Raw genomic sequence first — 15810 nt, 5'->3', positions numbered from 1 at the left:
GAGGAACCGCCATGTCCCGTTACGACTGGGGTCAGACCCATCCCGGCATCGAACGGCTCGAGAAGGCCGTCACCGAGGCCCGCGACAAGGTCGTGCAGCATCCGCTCTACGCCAACCTGGACACGCACGAGGCTCTGGTCACCTTCATGGAGCACCACGTGTTCGCCGTGTGGGACTTCATGTCCTTGCTGAAGTCGTTGCAGCGTGAGCTCACCTGTGTCACCGTGCCGTGGATCCCGACCGCGCACACCGGCAGTCGCCGGCTGATCAACGACATCGTGATGGTCGAGGAGAGCGACGAACTCGGCGACGGGTTCATCAGCCACTTCGAGCTGTACGTGAACGGCATGGAGGAGGCCGGAGCCGACACCACGGCGATCTCGGCCCTGATCGACCTCCTGCGCCAGGGCGGCTCGGTGATCGAGTCGCTGCGGGAGGCCGGCGTACCGCAGGCGTCGGTCGACTTCGCCGGCACCACGTGGGGCATCATCGAGAACGCGCCGGTCCACTGCCAGGCGGCCGCATTCGCGTTCGGCCGGGAGGACCTGATCCCGGACATGTTCACCCAGGTGGTCGCGGTGAACGAGCGCTCCAACAAGCTCAACACCTTCGTCGACTACCTCGAGCGGCACATCGAGGTCGACGGTGAGCAGCACACGCCGATGGCGATGCAGATGGTCAGCGACCTGTGTGGCGACGACGAGGCGAAGTGGGAGGCCTGTGCCGACACCATCAACACCGCGCTGGCCGCGCGTGCTCGCCTGTGGGACGCCATCCTGGCCGCGGTGAAGGGCTGACCGATGAGCGATCTCTACCGGACTGTGCGCCTGATCCGCCGCTTCGAGGAGCGGGCGATCGAGTTCGTCCGGTCCGGGGAGATCGTCGGTGGCATCCATCCGTACATCGGCCAGGAGGCGATCGCGGCCGGGGTCTGCGCGGCGTTGACGGACACCGACGTCATCACCAGCACTCATCGCGGTCACGGGCACGTGCTGGCCCGGGGCGTCGACCCGGCCCGGCTGCTCGCGGAACTGATGGGCCGGGAAAGTGGGCTGAACAGGGGTCGCGGCGGTTCTATGCACGCGGCCGACTTCGGCCTGGGCATCCTTGGCGCCAACGCGATCGTCGGCGCGGCCGGCTCGATCGCGACCGGTGCCGCCTGGGCGCATCGCCGCCTCGGCCGGGACACCGTCGCCGCGACGTTCTTCGGCGACGGAGCGATGAACGAGGGCATGTTGCTGGAGGCATTCAACCTGGCCGCTCTGTGGCAGGTGCCGGTGGTCTTCGTCTGCGAGAACAACGGATACGCGACCACGATGCCGGTCGCGTCCGCGGTCGCCGGCAGCATCACGGCCCGTGCCGAAGCTTTCGGGATCCCAGCCGTCACGGTCGACGGCCAGGATCCGGAAAAGGTGCTGGAGGCATCCAGAGTCGCGGTCGAGCGGGCCCGGTCCGGTCAGGGCCCGACCTTCCTCGAATGCACCACGTACCGGTTCGACGCGCACCACACGTTCGAGCACCGAGCCCGGCTCACCTACCGCTCGATCGAGGAGATCTCCGCTGGGCGGTCGCGGGACCCAGTAGAGATTCAGGGCGCACGACTGGCGGCCGAGGACCGGGCCACAGTCGATGCCGAGGTCGAGGCTTTGCTCGATGCGGCCGCCGTGATCGCTCTGGGGAGCGCCCACCCAGATCCGGCGGCCGCTCTCGAGTACCTGTACGCCTCGCCGGAGGTGCTGCGCTGATGCCCAAACTGTCGTATCTGAAGGCACTCAACCGCGCGCTCGGCGACGAACTGGAGCGCGATCCGTCGGTCTTCCTGCTCGGCGAGGACATCCGGGCCGCCGCGTCCAACGTGACGGCCGGGCTGTTCGCGCGCTTCGGTCCCGACCGGGTACTGGACACTCCATTGTCCGAGCAGGCGTTCACCAACTTCGCCACCGGTGCGGCGCTGGCCGGGATGCGACCGGTGATCGAGTTCCAGATCCCGTCGTTGCTGTTCCTGGTCTTCGAGCAGATCGCCAACCAGGCCCACAAGTTCTCGCTGATGACCGGCGGTCAATGCAAGGTCCCGGTCACGTACGTCGTCCCGGGCTCGGGCTCGCGGACCGGGTGGGCCGGCCAGCACTCCGACCATCCGTACACCCTGTTCGCGCACGTCGGTGTGAAGACCGCGGTCCCGGCCACTCCGGCCGATGCGTACGGTCTGCTGGTCTCGGCGATCCGGGACGACGACCCGGTCGTCTTCTTCGCGCCGTCCGGTGCCCTGGGCGTCCGCGACGACCTCGACTTCAGCACCCTCGCACCCGTGCCGCTAGGCGTCGGACGGATCGCTCGCAGCGGCGCCGACGTCACAGTCGTTGCCCTCGGCCACCTCGTGCAGGACGCGCTGGTGGTCGCCGACGAGCTGGCCGGCCTCGGGATCTCCGTCGAGGTGTTCGACCCGCGTACGGTCTATCCCCTCGATGTGGAGGGCCTGACCGCATCGGTCGCCAAGACCCGCCGGCTCGTGGTGATCGACGACTCGAATCGGACCAGCGGGTTCGCCGCCGAGCTCCTCGCGATCGCCGCCGAACGCTTCGACCTCGCCGCACCACCTCGCCGCGTGACCCGGCCGGATGGCGCCGTGCTCCCCTTCGCTCTCGCGCTGGACCGGGCCGTGCAACCCGGCCGGGACCAGTTGGTCACCGCGATCCACGCCGTACTGGAGGAACAATGACGGACAGGTGGCACGAGTTGCCCCCGGCGGTGCGTTCGGCGCTGGTCGCGCGCGGACTCGACGCGTGGCAGCAGGTGTACGACGGCGTGGCGACGCACAACAAGGAGTGGCGGCCGCTGCGGCCGCCGATCATGTCCGCGGTCGCGTATTGCCGGTTCACTGACATCTCGGCGACCGTCGCCCGGCTGATCCTGTCCGCGTGCCTGCAGCGTGCCTCGACCGCGGGGGAGTTGCGGCAGGCACTCGGCATGCCGGCCGGTTACATCGACTTGCTCGACGAGGATCTCCCGCTGACCGAGGACCTGCTCGGCGGTGTCCGGGCGGACATCCTGCTCGCGGAGGGAACGCCGTACGTGGTCGAGGCCAACATCGACAGCGCACTCGGTGGTGCGCACGACTCCGATGGGGTCGCCCAGCGATTCCTGGCGGCGTACGACGGGGATCCGGTGCTGGACGGGATCGGGCTGGCAGCGCCGCCGTCCGCGGTCGATGCGCGGTACGAGGCGGTCCGGTCGGCGCTCGAGCTGACCGGGACGGACCGGCTGGCGATGATCTTCACCACCGGCGGCACGTATCCGGGCTCCCAGGACGGGCTGGCGATGATCAAGCTCCTCGAGCCGTTCAGCGAGCGCGGTCGCGAACTCGGGCTGGACATGCGAGTGTTCCCGGTCGAGTGGCTGACGTTGGACGACGCCGGCCGGCTGCTCGTCGACGACGGGCCGATCGACGCGGTACTGCGGATGTTCGTCCCGCAGGGCACGACGCCGAGCGCCGGCCTCGACGCCCTAGGCACCGCCATACGGACCAAGACGGTCCGGGTCTTCACCCCGACCGCGAGCTGGCTGCTGGCGAGCAAGTCCATCTTCGCCTGGCTCTGGACGGATCTGGACTCGATGTCCGCCGACGATGCCGAGGTCGTACGTCGGCATGTCCCGCGAACGGACGTGTTGTCGCGGGACCTGCGCGACCGGGCGATCGCGGACCAGGACGAACTTGTGCTGAAACCGTCCGGTTCCTACGGCGGTGTCGGTGTCGTCGTCGGGCCGGAGGTGTCCGTGCAGACCTGGCAGGAGGCCTTGGACGCCGCGCTGTTCGAGGGTGGATACATCCTGCAGCGGTACGTCCCGGTCGACCGGCTCACCATGCAGTTCGTCGAGATCGCCACCGGTGAGGTCCATGAGGACGCCGTACCGTTCTGCATCGCGCCTTATCTGTTCGGTGGTACTCCGGCCGGCGCCTACGTCCGGTTCGCCGTACCGGGGGCCGGGCCGGTGGTCAACGTTGCGCAGGGAGCGCTCACGAGCGGGCTGCTACTGACGCCTTGACCGCCGGGACGATCGCGAGCGCGACGATGGCGGCGGTCAGACCGAAGGCGACGGAGTAGCCGGTGCCCGCGACCACGGCGCCGAAGACGATGGCGCCGACGCCCCAGCCGCCGTCGTACGCGAGGTTCCACAGGGCGCTGACCTGGCCGTAGCGGGACTTCGGCACGCGGTCGTACATCATCGTCAGCGTGAGGTTCTGAGCTGCGCCGAAGCCGAGACCGAAGAGCGTCGAACCGACGACGATCGCAGTTGTGCTGCCGATCAGGACGAGGGCGCCCGCACCCGAGGCTGCCAGGATCAGCGCCGGTGCCAGTAACTTGGCCGGGCCGACGCGATCGGCGTACCGACCGGCCAGCCAGCGTGCGGCGGGAGCGGTGATCGCCTGCATCAGCAGGGCGGTCGCGACAAGGGAGTGCTTGTCCTCGGCAACGGCCAGCGGCAGGAAGGTCACGCTGATGCCCGCGGCGACGGTCACCGCGGCGAAGACGAAGGTCGGCATCATCAGGCCGCTACCGCGTAGTCCGCCCAGCACCTTGACGTGCTGCTCGTCCTCGCTGGTCGCCTTGGGCATCCCGGCCAGCATGCCGAGGACCAGAAGGGAGCTGGCCGCGGCGAGCACGAACAGAGCGCCGAAGCCGACCAGGTTGGTGAGGTAGACACCGAGGGGCAGTCCGATCACTGCCGGCACTCCGACGGCCAGTCCGTAGATCCCGAACGCTTCACCGCGCCGGCCGTCGGGGGTTACGTCGGCGACCAGTGCGACCGCACCGACGACCATGATCGCCAGGCCGGCTCCGCGCACCACGCAGATCGTGAGGACGACGGGCAGCGATGCGGTGACCAGCAGGAGCAGTGAAGGCGCACCCAGCAGGATCAGCCCGAGACCCAGGACGACCTGGTAGCCCCAGCGCGCCAGCATCCGCGGGACCAGCAGCTCGGTCCCGACCGCGGCCAGCATCATCGCGCCGGTCGACAGCCCGGCGCCGATCCCGCCGGACCCGTTCGCGGCGAGGTAGAGCGGGACCACCGAGGTGAGCAGGTACATGCTCAGCCCGGACCCGAACACCATCACCAGCAACCGTCCGAACTGGCCGGTCACCAGTCGGGGCGCAGTGGTCACCTGGACTGTGGGGAACTCGCATGCCGTGGTCATACCTTCACGCTAGGGCCGGACCGGTATCCCCTACAGATCCAGTTTCAGCCCGCGCGAGAGGACCAGTTATGGCAGTTGATCGGTGATCAACGCCGCCAACCGGTTCAGAGCCGCCTCGATCTGTGCCGGGGTGACCGCACTGCAGGACAGCCGCAGCGCGTGGATCGGGGTGTCGCCGTCGTAGAAATGACTCATCGGGGTCCACAGCACGCCGTACTCGTGGGCGGACCTCTCCAGCAGTACGTCGTCGACCGGGAACGGCACCGTGACGACGACGAAGAACCCACCGGACGGCACGGTCCAGCTGATCTCGCCGGCCGGGAACCGCGCCGCCAGGCCGTCGGTGATCGCGCGCAGGTTGGCGGCGTACAGCTCCCGCTCGCGCCGGTTCGCCGCGACCAGGCTGAAGTCGTTCGCGATCAGCTTGCCACCGATCATCGCCTGGGCGACCGGGGAGGTGTTCACGGTGACCATGCTCTTGAGCTTCGACAGTTCGTCGGCCAGCAGCCCGGTGGTCCCGTCCGGAGCCTCGACCGTCTGGTCGGCGACGACGTACCCGACTCGGGCGCCCGGCAGCCCTGTCTTGGCGTACGAGCCGAGATAGACGACCCGGCGTTCGGTGTCGAGCGCCTTGAGCGTCGGCAGCCGGTCGACGCCCTCGGCCGGAAACAGGCCGTACGGGTTGTCCTCGATCAGCAGCAGGTCCTGCTCGGCGGCGACCGCGAGCAGGTGCCGCCGGGCGTCCAGGTCCAGGCTGAGGCCGGACGGATTGGCGAAGTCCGGCATCACATAGCACGCCCGCGGTCGCAGGCCGTCCGCCCGGGCCGCCTTCACCACGGCGGCGAGATCGTCGTCCTGGGCGACAGGCAGCACGGGGAAGTCGACGAGGCGAGCAGCGCCGGTGATTCCGACGTACGTCGGAGAGACGGCCAGCAGTACGTCGGACGGGTCGGCGCGGAGTGCGCGAAGGGTGAGGACCATCGCCTCCTGACAGCCGACCGTGACAACGATCGCCTCGGCGTCGACGTGGATGTCCTCGTCGACCGCGAGGTTGCGGGCGACCAGGTCGTGGACGATGCCTTTGGTGCGGCCGTACTGGAAGATGGTCCGCCGCACCGACGGCTCGTCGTACCCCTGCGAGCGCAGGTGATCGGCGAACAGGTCCAGGTAGCGGTGCAGGTCCTCGAGCGCGAAGAACTCCTCGGTCGGGCGGCCGGCGGCGAGCGAGATCGCCTCCGGGTAGTGGTGCGAGACCTCGTTGAGGAAGTTCATCGAGTTCAGCGCCCGGTCGGTCAGTGAACTGTGCAGCTGGGTCAACCTGAGATCTGCCACGGCGTTCTCCCCGTCGTCAACTCCGTCACCGCAGTCAGATCAGCGCATCCGGCCAGCAGCATCGCATCCCGCAGTTCATGTCTCAACAGGCCCAGTGCCTCATCCGCAGCTTCCACAGCCAGTGCCCACAGCAACGGTCTCCCGACGAGTACGGCGGACGCGCCCAACGCCAATGCCTTGACCACATCGGTGCCACTGCGGACGCCGCTGTCCAGCAGTACGGTGCAGTCGTCGCCGACCGCATCGACAATCGGGCCGAGCGCATCGATCGACGCCGGCGCACCGTCGAACTGGCGGCCACCGTGATTCGAAACGACCAGGCCGTCCGCGCCGGCCGCGACAGCTCGGGAGGCGTCGCGGGGATCGAGAATCCCTTTCACCAGCAGGGGAAGCGGGCATCGCGCCCGTAGCCACGCCAGGTCTCGCCAACTCAACGTCGGATCGAAGGCCGAGGCAGTGTGCGTCGCGACGGCCGACAGACCGGGCACCTCAGAGTGTGCCTCTGTCGCCATGTCGACAAGATTCGCCGCGACCACGCTGGGCGGGAGTGTGAACGAGTTCCGTACGTCGCGGAGGCGACGGCCCATCACTGGTACGTCGACTGTGACCATGAGCGCTCGGCAGCCGGATGTGGCGGCGCGTTCGACCAGGGACTCGACCAGCCCGCGATCGCGCAGCCAGTACAGCTGGAACCACGACGGTGCGATCGCCGCGATCTTCTCCAGCGGGTAGCTGCTCAGGGTGCTGATGACGTAGGGGATCCCGGCCTCGGCGGCGGCCTGCGCGAGGAGGAGTTCGCCGTCCTGGTGGACGAGGCGCTGGTACGCCATCGGGGCCACGGCGACCGGCATCGTGAGCTCGGTGCCGAGGAGCGTGGTGGAGGTGTCGGGTTCGTCGACGCCGGCGAGGACGCGCGGCGTCAGGGTCAGCGCCTCCAGTGCGGCGCGGTTGCGCCGGAGGGTGGTTTCGGCGCCGCTGCCTCCGGCGACGAAGTCGTGGACCGAGCGGGACAGAGCGGTTGCCGCGAGCTGCTCGTAGTCGGCCAGCGACTCAGCCATCGTGTCGCCGGGGGTCATGCATCGCGGAAGATCCCGCCGAGCCAGGTCGCCGCTTCGGCCATCGCGCTCTTGCCGCCGTCGAGGATGCCGGACATCGCGAAGAAGCCGTGCACCATCCCGTCGTACCGGCTGAGGGTGGTCGGTACGCCGGCGGCGTGCAGTTTCTCGGCGTAGTACTCACCCTCGTCACGCAGCGGGTCGTACTCCGCGGTGATCACCAGCGCGGGCGGGAGATCGGCGTGCGACTCGGCCAGCAGCGGTGAGGCGAGCGGGTCGAGACCGTCGGCCGAGTCGGTCAGGTAGTGGTCCCAGTACCAACCCACTGACGTCTTGTTGAACAGGTACGGGTCGTTGCCGTTCCGCATCGAGATCGTGTCCGAGCCGTAGAGCGTGTTCGGGTACACGAGCAGCTGCCCGGCCAGCGCCGGACCGTTGTCACGGGCAAGCAAGGTGGCCGCGATCGCGAGGTTGCCGCCGGCACTGTCCCCGCCGACCGCAATCCGCTCCGGATCGACCTGCAGCTTGTCGGCGTTCGCGGCGATCCACTGGGTGGCGTCGCGGCAGTCGTGCACCGCGGCCGGGAACGGGTGCTCCGGTGCCAGTCGGTAGCCGACCGTGATCACCTGACAGGGAACGGCGTTGGCGAGCCGGCGGCAGATGCCGTCGGCGGTCTCGATGCTGCCGAGCGTCCAGCCGCCGCCGAAGAAGTAGACCAGTGTCGGCAGCGGACCCGTCAGGTCAGGCCGATAGACCCGTAGCGGCAGCCCGGCATCGGTGCTGAGGTCCTCGACATGGTGGACCGATTCGGCCTCACCCCCCGCCGCCTGGATCGAGGCAAGGTCGGCGGCGCGCGCCTCGGCCAGGGTCTGGGTGTAGAGCTGCGGCACGTTGGCGGCCTCGCGCTCGGCACGCATTGCCTCGACCTGCGGGTCCAACGGCATCCGGATCACCCCATTCGGATCGGCATGGATTGATGCCCACGCAGCAGCAGGCTGCGGCTGCGCACCGGCTCCCCGGCGAGTTGCAGACCGGGGAACCGCTGGAACAGCTGGGCGAACGCCGCGCGTCCTTCCATCCGGGCGAGTGCGGCGCCGACACAGTAGAACGGTCCGGCGCCGAAGGATAGATGTTGGAGGTCGTCGCGCCGCGGATCGAAGGTGTCCGCGTCGGGGTGCTTGGCCGGATCGCGGTTCGCCGCGCCGGGCAGGATGAGGACCAGACTGCCCTCGGTGATCGTCTCGCCGGCCAGTTCGATGTCGGTCGACGCCTTCCGGCTGATCAGCTGGACCGAGCTCTGGTGCCTGAGGATCTCCTCGACGTAGTCCGATGCCAGCCCGGGATCGTCACGCAGCGCCTCGACGAGCTGTGGCTTGTTCAGCAACAGCTCGAGCCCGTTGGTGAGCAGGTTCATCGTGGTGACGAAACTCGCGTTCACCAGCACCAGCAGGTTGTCGATCAGCTCCTGCTCGTCGATCCCCGACGTACCGGAATCCAGTGCGTGCACAAGGGATCCGACCAGATCATCGCGCGGCCGGATCCGGCGTTCGGCGATCATCCGGGCGTAGTAGTCGTTCAGCTCGCCGGCGGCCTGGTTCGCGGCCGCCAGCTTCTCCGGTGCCTTGCCGCCGAGGTCGAGGTACTCGTCGATGCGCTGCGTCCGGTCCCGGAACCAGCCGAGGTCGGAGCGCGGGATGCCGAGGAACGTCCCGATCACCGTGATCGGCAGCCGGTAGGCGAAGTCGACGAAGTCCACCACCTTCCGGTCCGCGCCGGCCTTGCCCAGGTCGTCGAGCAACTCCTCGGCCAGGGCGTCCACCACCGGTTCGAACCCGGTCAGCCGGCGCGGGGTCAGCACGGCCTGGAACACCTTGCGCATGCGCAGGTGGTCCGGCTCGTTGCGGAACATCATCGAGCCACCGAGCCGGCGCAGTACCAGCTCCTTCGGGTTCGGATCCGCCGACAGCAGCCGGTGGAACCTGGTGTCCTTCAGTGCCTCCTGGGCGGCGTCGTACCCATTCACCACCACGGCGTACGGCGAACTGCCGGGGGCGAGCCGGCAGACCGGGCCGATCCGATGCAGCTCCGCGAAGAGCGGCATCGGATCGCGGCGACCGTCCTCGGATCCCAGTGCGGCAAGGATCTCGTTGGCGGTGCGCACGAGTCAGCGCACCAGGTTCAGCGGCACCGAGGCGGCCATCGCCTGGTAGCCGGCCTCGTTCGGGTGGATGTGGTCGCCGGAATCGAGCGCCGGGTTCAGCCGGCTCGGCTGGACCGGGTCGCGCACGACCTTGTCGAAGTCGAGGACGCCGTCGAACTCGTGGCTCGAACGCAGGTAGCTGTTCACCGCCTGCCGAGTGGCCTCCTTGGCCGGGGTCCAGCTGTCCGTGCCACTGAGTCCCTCGAACGGCGTGATCGTGCTGACCAGGCTGCGCAGCCCCCGCTCCTTCACCTGTGCGTTGACCTGTCGCAGCGCGCCGATGATCTCGGCCGCGGAGTCGTCCGACATCCAGATGTCGTTGACGCCCAGTTCGGTGATCACGGTCCGTACGCCGGTCTGGGCGAACACGTCCTCGTTCAGCCGGGCCAGTGAGTTGACCCCGACCTCGTTGAACCCGGGGAACGCACCGTTGTCGGACGGCTCGCTGCCCTCGTGGTTGAGCCGGCTGCCGGCCAGTCCGGCGTTCAGCACGCTCGGGAACGGGTTGTGCCCGGCGCTCGCGGCGAGCCGTTCTGCCAGTTGGTCCGGCCAACGGTTGTTGGCGTTCGGCGTGCTGTTGGTGCCGTCGGTGATCGAGTCGCCGAGGACGACGATCGAGCCGTCCGACTCGTCGGTCTGCACGTCCACGCCGGACAGGAAGAACCAGCAGCAGCGCCGGGTCAGGGTGTACGCCGCGCCGCCGGACTCGGTGACGAGGTTGGACGGGCCAACGAAGTTGTCCTGGATCGACGAGCCGTGGAACGTCGTCGGGCCGGTGTTTTCCGGGAAGTACAGGCTGACCACGAGGTCGTCGAGAGTACCCAGCCGCAGGTTGACCGGGTCGCTCAGCAGTTCGCTGCCCTTCACCATCGACGCGCTCCCCGAACCGCCGAACGTCAACGTCCGCAGGGTGTTCGGATCGATGTCGGACAACTCGGGCGTCGCTTTGTTGGGCTTGGCAACGGTCGCGGCCCCGACGGTCACGGTCTTCTCGCCGTAGATGTTCGACAGCCGGATCCGGATCCGGTCGCCGCCGACGGTCGGGCGCACCACCAGCCGGACGCTCTGGTCGGTCAGCCCGAGGTTGGTCGAGCCGGTGGCGTTGCCGTGAGTGACCGCGGTCGCCCAGGTGCCGACCCACTCGCTGTCGCGGTCGCCCCCGTAGCTCGCGCCGGCCAGAGTCGAACCTGCGAGAGTGAGAGCGGCGGTCACCGCAACTGTGCGCCAACTGCTGGAAATGTGCATGGACGGACCTCCCGGCGGAATGGATGCGGACGGAACGTAATACGCCGCGAGGAATCCGGTCAATGCACCGGAATTGCATTTTCAGAAATTCATGGGCAGCGGTTAGCAGCGATCTCGCACCCCGGTTTCGCAGGGGTATTCCTTCACCTGGCGGACGGAGTGAGCGACCGACTCCGGAGAGCGACGGATCCGCCGCGGTTGTGCGGATTCCAGGCTCTTTGCAGCCGTCCGCGGCTCCGGTAGAGTCGCCGCCACGGCTGGGGGTGGCCGGAGTCGAGGGAAAGCAGACGAAATGCCGCCTGAATTCGCCGTGCCCGAAAACAGCAGCAATTATGTGCTGCGGGTATTCACGCTGTTCCACCGATTCGCCGACCGGCTCGCGCTGGTTCGCGGTGCCCGGTTGGCGACGTACGGCGAATTGATCGCCGACGTACTGCGGATCGCGGCGGGGCTGCGCGACGCCGGGATCCGGCCGGGCGGCAAGGTGCTGGTGATGGCGGCGAACTGCTTCGACGCCCCGGCGCTGCAACTGGCTCTGCACCTGCACGGGTGCCGCGTGCTCTGGAGTGCGCCGATCACGTCCCGGCGCGAGATCGACCGGTTCGCGACGCTCGCCGATGCGGACGCGTTCGTGTACGACCCTGATGGCACGGGGCATCTGGGTCGTGAGCTTGCGGCGTCGCTGGCACCGATGCCGGTGTTCCGCATCGCCGAGTTGTCCGGCGACGGAGCGTCGTACGTGATCGATGCCTCCGTGCCTGCGCCGGACTCGGTGCTGCAGACGAGTGGTACGACGGGCGATCCCAAGCTGGTGCATCACACGCAGGGGTTCTACGAGCAAATCCTCGAACTGGCAGGCGCGTTCGTCGATGGCGGCTTTCCGTTGCTGCGGCACTACTCGGGATCGCCACTGTGGCTGGCGAGTGGGCAGATCACCAGCTTCTTCAACCTGTTCACCGGTGGCGTGCTGTTCCTCACCGACAGCTGGTCACCGGAGGAGTTCTACCGGATGGTGTCGACCGAGCGGATCACGTCGACGTACGTGACGCCGCCGATGCTGTACGAGGTCCTCGATCATCCCGGTGGTGAGGAGTTCGACTGCAGCAGTCTGTTCATGCTGAACGTCGGCGCCGGGCCGGCTACGCCCGCGCGGCTGCGGCAGGGGATCGCGCGGTTCGGGCCTGTGCTACGGATCGTTTACGGGTTGAGCGAGGCCGTGGTCGTCACCGCGCAGCCGGGGCTCACCGAGGATCCGCTGCATCCCGAGCGGCTGGCTTCGGCGGGTACGGCGTACGGCGACGTGCAGCTCGAGATCCGGGATGACGACGGCAAGGTGCTGTCGCCGGAACAGACCGGAGAGGTGTGGGTGCGGAGCAACCTCACGTTCGCCGGGTATCTCGGCAAGCCCGAGCTGACCGCGGAGACGCTGGTCGACGGCTGGCTGCGGACGCGCGATCTCGGGTACGTCGACGAGGACGGCTATCTGTTCCTGGTCGATCGCGTGCACGACATGATCGTCACCACCCGCCGCAACTGGGCCATCTTCTGCCGCCCGATCGAGGATGTCCTCGGGAGCCACCCCGCCGTCCGGACCACTGCCGTCATCGGCGTACCCGATCCTGTTGTCGGCGAGGCCGTGCACGCGTTCGTCGTCGCCCGTACGCCGGTCTCCGCGGAGGAACTGCAGGACCTCGTCACCACCACCCTCAACGAGATGTGGACGCCCGCCACGATCGACTTCGTCGACGAACTTCCCCTGACCCGCATTGCGAAGGTCGACAAGGTTGCCCTCCGCAAGCTCCACGCGGAACTGCACCCGGAGGGAATGGCGGTGCGATGACGCCACGTCGTGGGCTGGTGGTGTTGTTCACCGCGGATGTTCTGTCCGCCGTGGGCAGCCGGATCTCGATGGTGGCGATCCCATGGCTGGTCTTGGTGACCACGGGCAGTGCCGCCCGGATGGGCGTGGTCGCGGCGGTCGAGATGATCCCGTACATCGTGGCCAGCATCATGGCCGGTCCGGTGATCGACAACCTCGGAGCACGGCGTACGTCGGTCCTCGCCAACCTCGCGAGTGCGGTCGCGGTGGCCGCGATCGCGGCCACCACCGGACTCGGGTTCGCCGCCTTGCTCGTCCTCGTCGCGATCGCGGGCGGCCTGCGCGGCGCCGCGGATCGCGCCAAGGACCTGCTCGTGCGGCCGATGGCCGAGGCTGCCGAGGTCGAGCTGATCCGGATCACCTCACTCCACGAGGCCTTCGCGCGGGGCGCGACGTTGCTTGCCGCACCGCTCGCCGGCCTGTTGATCTACTGGACCGACGCCGCATCGGTGCTGTGGATCGATGCGGTGACATTCCTTGTCTGCGGCCTGCTGGTCGCCGGATTCGTCAACCCGCCGGTGGTGCCGGCGTCCGCCGTACGCGAGAAGTACTTCCGCTCGCTCCGCGTGGGTTTCTCGTTCGTGCGCACGGACGCGTTGCTCGCGACGATGTTGATCACCACCTTCACGTTGAACGTCTTCAGCAGCGCGAGTACGGCGGTGTTCATCCCGTTGTGGGTGAAGGAGCAACTCGGCACGGCTGCCGGTCTCGGTCTGACGCTGGGCGCGTTCTCGGCCGGCGCCCTGCTCGGCAGCATCGGATTCGCCGTCCTCGCGACCAGGTTGCCGCGCTACCTCACCTTCGCCGTCGGCGCGCTCATCGGCGGCAGCCCGCGGCTACTGGTGCTGGGACTGAGCGACGACCTGCTGCTGGTGATGGCGGTGACGTTCCTGTCAGGGATCGGGATGGCCGCCATCAACCCGGTCTTCGGCGCCGCGCTGTACGAACACGTCCCAAAGGACTTGCAGGCGCGGGTGATCGGAGTGGTCGCGGCCACGTCGTTCGCCGGGCTCCCGCTCGGCGCACTGCTCGCCGGTGAGCTGGTCAGCTGGTTCGGGTTGATGCCGTCGCTGGTCCTGTCCGGGATCGTGTGCCTGCTCGTCAGTGTCTTCCCGCTCGTACGCCGAGGGCCGGGCCGCGTCCTCGATGCACCGACCACCGCGGTGGAGGCGAGATGAACGAGGAGGCTGATCCCTACTGTCTAGCGCCCGGCGAGAGCGCTGAGCTGCTCGCCGGTCACCCGTGGCGGCGCTTCGTCGTACTCGGCGACAGTGTCGCCGAAGGGCTGTGCGAACCGGTCGAGGGCTACAGCGAACTCCAGTGGGCCGACCGAATCGCCCACGAGCTGAAGCAGAGCCGCCCTGAACTGGAGTATCTCAACCTCGGCGCCAGCGGTCTGCGCACTCGCGAGATTCTCAGCACCCAGTTGGAGCGCGCGCTGGTGTTCGGTCCGGATCTCGCGCTGGTCGTTGGCGGTGGCAACGATGCCTTCCCGGCGACGTACGACCCGGAGCGGGTCGACCGCGAGCTGACTTTGATGATCACGGCACTGCAGGACTCGGGCGCTGACGTGATGACACTCGGCATGTTCGACGTCTCCTACAGCCCCGCGGTGGTCGAGTGGTTGCGGCCGGGGCTGAGGCAACGGATGCGGACGCTCTCCGACCGGACCGCAGTACTCGCGGAGAAGCTCGCCACGATCCACGTCCACCTGACGGACCACCCGTTGTCGACCGATCCGAGCCTCTACAGCTCAGACGGCCGCCACGGCAACGCCCGCAGCGACGCCATCGCCACCGCCGAGACCATCCGCATCCTCGCCCGGCACCTCTCCCGCGGCTGTTAGAGCTTGCGGAGGCGGACCCAGCGGACGGCGTGGTCCGCGCCCTTGCGGAGGACGAGGGTCGCGCGGGAGCGGGTCGGCAGGATGTTCTCGCGCAGGTTGGGGCCGTTGATGCCGTCCCAGAGCGACTCGGCCTTCTTGATCGCTTCCTCGCGGCTCAGCTCGCCGTACCGGACGAAGTAGGACTCGGGGTTACGGAAGGCCGTCTCCCACAGCTTGAGGAAGCGGTGTACGTACCAGCTGCGGATGTCGTCGGCGGCCCCGTCGACGTACACGGAGAAGTCGAAGAAGTCGCTGACCGCCAGGCCGCTCTTGCCATCGGCGTGCCGCGGCGCGGGCTGCAGGACGTTCAGGCCCTCGAGCAGCAGGATGTCGGGCTGCTCGACGGTGGTCCGGACGCCGGGCATCCGGTCGTAGTGCAGGTGGGAGTAGACCGGCGCCTCGACCGCGTCCATCCCGGACTTCACCTCGACGACGAAGCGCAGTAGTGACTTGCGGTCGTACGACTCCGGGAAGCCCTTGCGCATCATCAGGTTCCGGCGCTCGAGCTCGGCGTTCGGCCAGAGGAAGCCGTCGGTGGTGACGAGCGCGACTCGCGGGTGCTCCGGCCAGCGGGCCAGCAGTTCGCGCAGCAACCGGGCGGTGGTCGACTTGCCGACGGCAACCGAGCCGCCGATGCCGATCACGAACGGCGTCCGCGTCTCGGCCGGCTTGCCGAGGAAGCTCTCGGTGTCCGCGTGCAGCGCACGGGCGTGCCGGACGTACAGCGACAAGATCCTGGACAGCGGGAGGTAGACCTCGCGTACTTCGTCCATGTCGATCTCGTCGCCGAGACCGCGCAGCCGCTCGATCTCCTCGACGGTGAGTGGGGACACGGTGGTCTCGGCCAGTTGCGCCCAGGCGGCCCGGTCCAGCTCGGTATAGGGAGTCACCTCCCGCGACGGCTGCAGCATGAGCCCCATTCTTCCCATCCGCGCACGGTGCACCCACACCGGGCCGGAGTGGGCTTCGTCTCAACCAGGCATCCGGCGGGGCGCCAGGAAACCGCTTACTCGGCCC

General features: G+C 68.4%; 14 protein-coding genes. 7 read left to right on the top strand and 7 right to left on the bottom strand.

Annotated features, from left to right (window positions below; translation table 11 throughout):
* The first annotated feature begins 11 nt into the window (after positions 1-11).
* From AB0I34_RS18890 to AB0I34_RS18875, 4 genes are read left to right on the top strand one after another with little or no spacing between them, the layout of a single operon-like run.
* On the top strand, positions 12-797 hold the full coding sequence (locus AB0I34_RS18890) for a DUF3050 domain-containing protein (RefSeq protein ID WP_360446589.1): 786 nt from the start codon (positions 12-14) through the stop codon (positions 795-797).
* A 3-nt stretch (positions 798-800) separates the two neighbouring features.
* Positions 801-1745 carry a thiamine pyrophosphate-dependent dehydrogenase E1 component subunit alpha gene (locus AB0I34_RS18885; protein WP_360446588.1) on the top strand — a complete coding sequence of 315 codons (945 nt, stop codon included), beginning with the start codon at positions 801-803 and terminating at the stop codon, positions 1743-1745.
* Complete coding sequence (locus AB0I34_RS18880; RefSeq protein WP_360446587.1) at positions 1745-2719, top strand: transketolase C-terminal domain-containing protein; 975 nt, start codon at positions 1745-1747, stop codon at positions 2717-2719. The genes AB0I34_RS18885 and AB0I34_RS18880 overlap by 1 nt, the downstream gene beginning before the upstream one ends.
* The gene (locus tag AB0I34_RS18875; protein ID WP_360446586.1) at positions 2716-4044 is read left to right on the top strand and encodes a hypothetical protein; all 1329 of its coding nucleotides are present in this window, start codon (positions 2716-2718) and stop codon (positions 4042-4044) included. The genes AB0I34_RS18880 and AB0I34_RS18875 overlap by 4 nt, the downstream gene beginning before the upstream one ends.
* Here AB0I34_RS18875 and AB0I34_RS18870 read toward each other — a convergent pair.
* The 6 genes from AB0I34_RS18870 to AB0I34_RS18845 form a co-directional block, all read right to left on the bottom strand.
* A complete protein-coding gene (locus AB0I34_RS18870) occupies positions 4016-5197 on the bottom strand; it encodes an MFS transporter (protein WP_360446585.1) in 1182 nt (393 codons plus the stop codon). The genes AB0I34_RS18875 and AB0I34_RS18870 overlap by 29 nt on opposite strands.
* Positions 5198-5263: 66 nt before the next feature.
* The gene (locus tag AB0I34_RS18865; protein WP_360446584.1) at positions 5264-6529 is read right to left on the bottom strand and encodes a PLP-dependent aminotransferase family protein; all 1266 of its coding nucleotides are present in this window, start codon (positions 6527-6529) and stop codon (positions 5264-5266) included.
* Positions 6511-7605, bottom strand: a complete 1095-nt coding sequence (locus AB0I34_RS18860; RefSeq protein WP_360446583.1) for an alpha-hydroxy acid oxidase — start codon at positions 7603-7605, stop codon at positions 6511-6513. Before AB0I34_RS18860 ends, AB0I34_RS18865 begins: the two co-directional genes overlap by 19 nt.
* Complete coding sequence (locus tag AB0I34_RS18855) at positions 7602-8528, bottom strand: alpha/beta hydrolase (protein WP_360446582.1); 927 nt, start codon at positions 8526-8528, stop codon at positions 7602-7604. Before AB0I34_RS18855 ends, AB0I34_RS18860 begins: the two co-directional genes overlap by 4 nt.
* A gap of 5 nt (positions 8529-8533) precedes the next feature.
* Entirely contained in the window at positions 8534-9745 is a 1212-nt protein-coding gene (locus AB0I34_RS18850) for a cytochrome P450 (RefSeq protein ID WP_360446581.1), read from the bottom strand.
* 3 nt (positions 9746-9748) lie between these two features.
* Positions 9749-11029: an SGNH/GDSL hydrolase family protein gene (locus AB0I34_RS18845; protein ID WP_360446580.1), complete on the bottom strand. Its 1281-nt coding sequence runs from the start codon at positions 11027-11029 to the stop codon at positions 9749-9751.
* A gap of 292 nt (positions 11030-11321) precedes the next feature.
* On the opposite strand from AB0I34_RS18845, the gene AB0I34_RS18840 reads away from it, so the two are divergent.
* From AB0I34_RS18840 to AB0I34_RS18830, 3 genes are read left to right on the top strand one after another with little or no spacing between them, the layout of a single operon-like run.
* The gene (locus tag AB0I34_RS18840) at positions 11322-12869 is read left to right on the top strand and encodes an AMP-binding protein (protein WP_360446579.1); all 1548 of its coding nucleotides are present in this window, start codon (positions 11322-11324) and stop codon (positions 12867-12869) included.
* Complete coding sequence (locus AB0I34_RS18835; protein ID WP_360446578.1) at positions 12866-14086, top strand: MFS transporter; 1221 nt, start codon at positions 12866-12868, stop codon at positions 14084-14086. The genes AB0I34_RS18840 and AB0I34_RS18835 overlap by 4 nt, the downstream gene beginning before the upstream one ends.
* Positions 14083-14754, top strand: a complete 672-nt coding sequence (locus tag AB0I34_RS18830; protein WP_360446577.1) for an SGNH/GDSL hydrolase family protein — start codon at positions 14083-14085, stop codon at positions 14752-14754. Before AB0I34_RS18835 ends, AB0I34_RS18830 begins: the two co-directional genes overlap by 4 nt.
* Here AB0I34_RS18830 and coaA read toward each other — a convergent pair.
* Entirely contained in the window at positions 14751-15704 is a 954-nt protein-coding gene (gene coaA / locus AB0I34_RS18825; RefSeq protein ID WP_360446576.1) for a type I pantothenate kinase, read from the bottom strand. The two genes, AB0I34_RS18830 and coaA, sit on opposite strands and share 4 nt — an antisense overlap.
* Positions 15705-15810: the final 106 nt, after the last annotated feature.

Source organism: Kribbella sp. NPDC050281, assembly GCF_040655855.1.
In the GTDB taxonomy this organism is placed as follows: domain Bacteria; phylum Actinomycetota; class Actinomycetes; order Propionibacteriales; family Kribbellaceae; genus Kribbella.
The sequence above is the reverse complement of the archived record's forward strand: the minus strand, read 5'-3'. Positions and strand labels throughout refer to the sequence as shown.

Excerpts from the sequence above, each read along its gene's own strand:
- AB0I34_RS18890 (WP_360446589.1), top strand. The coding sequence starts at position 12 with ATGTCCCGTTACGACTGGGGTCAGACCCATCCCGGCATCGAACGGCTC.
- AB0I34_RS18880 (WP_360446587.1), top strand. The coding sequence starts at position 1,745 with ATGCCCAAACTGTCGTATCTGAAGGCACTCAACCGCGCGCTCGGCGAC.
- AB0I34_RS18875 (WP_360446586.1), top strand. The coding sequence starts at position 2,716 with ATGACGGACAGGTGGCACGAGTTGCCCCCGGCGGTGCGTTCGGCGCTG.
- AB0I34_RS18860 (WP_360446583.1), bottom strand. The coding sequence starts at position 7,605 with ATGACCCCCGGCGACACGATGGCTGAGTCGCTGGCCGACTACGAGCAG.
- AB0I34_RS18845 (WP_360446580.1), bottom strand. The coding sequence starts at position 11,029 with ATGCACATTTCCAGCAGTTGGCGCACAGTTGCGGTGACCGCCGCTCTC.
- AB0I34_RS18840 (WP_360446579.1), top strand. The coding sequence starts at position 11,322 with ATGCCGCCTGAATTCGCCGTGCCCGAAAACAGCAGCAATTATGTGCTG.
- AB0I34_RS18855 (WP_360446582.1), bottom strand. The coding sequence starts at position 8,528 with ATGCCGTTGGACCCGCAGGTCGAGGCAATGCGTGCCGAGCGCGAGGCC.
- AB0I34_RS18885 (WP_360446588.1), top strand. The coding sequence starts at position 801 with ATGAGCGATCTCTACCGGACTGTGCGCCTGATCCGCCGCTTCGAGGAG.
- AB0I34_RS18830 (WP_360446577.1), top strand. The coding sequence starts at position 14,083 with ATGAACGAGGAGGCTGATCCCTACTGTCTAGCGCCCGGCGAGAGCGCT.
- AB0I34_RS18835 (WP_360446578.1), top strand. The coding sequence starts at position 12,866 with ATGACGCCACGTCGTGGGCTGGTGGTGTTGTTCACCGCGGATGTTCTG.
- coaA (WP_360446576.1), bottom strand. The coding sequence starts at position 15,704 with ATGCTGCAGCCGTCGCGGGAGGTGACTCCCTATACCGAGCTGGACCGG.
- AB0I34_RS18870 (WP_360446585.1), bottom strand. The coding sequence starts at position 5,197 with ATGACCACGGCATGCGAGTTCCCCACAGTCCAGGTGACCACTGCGCCC.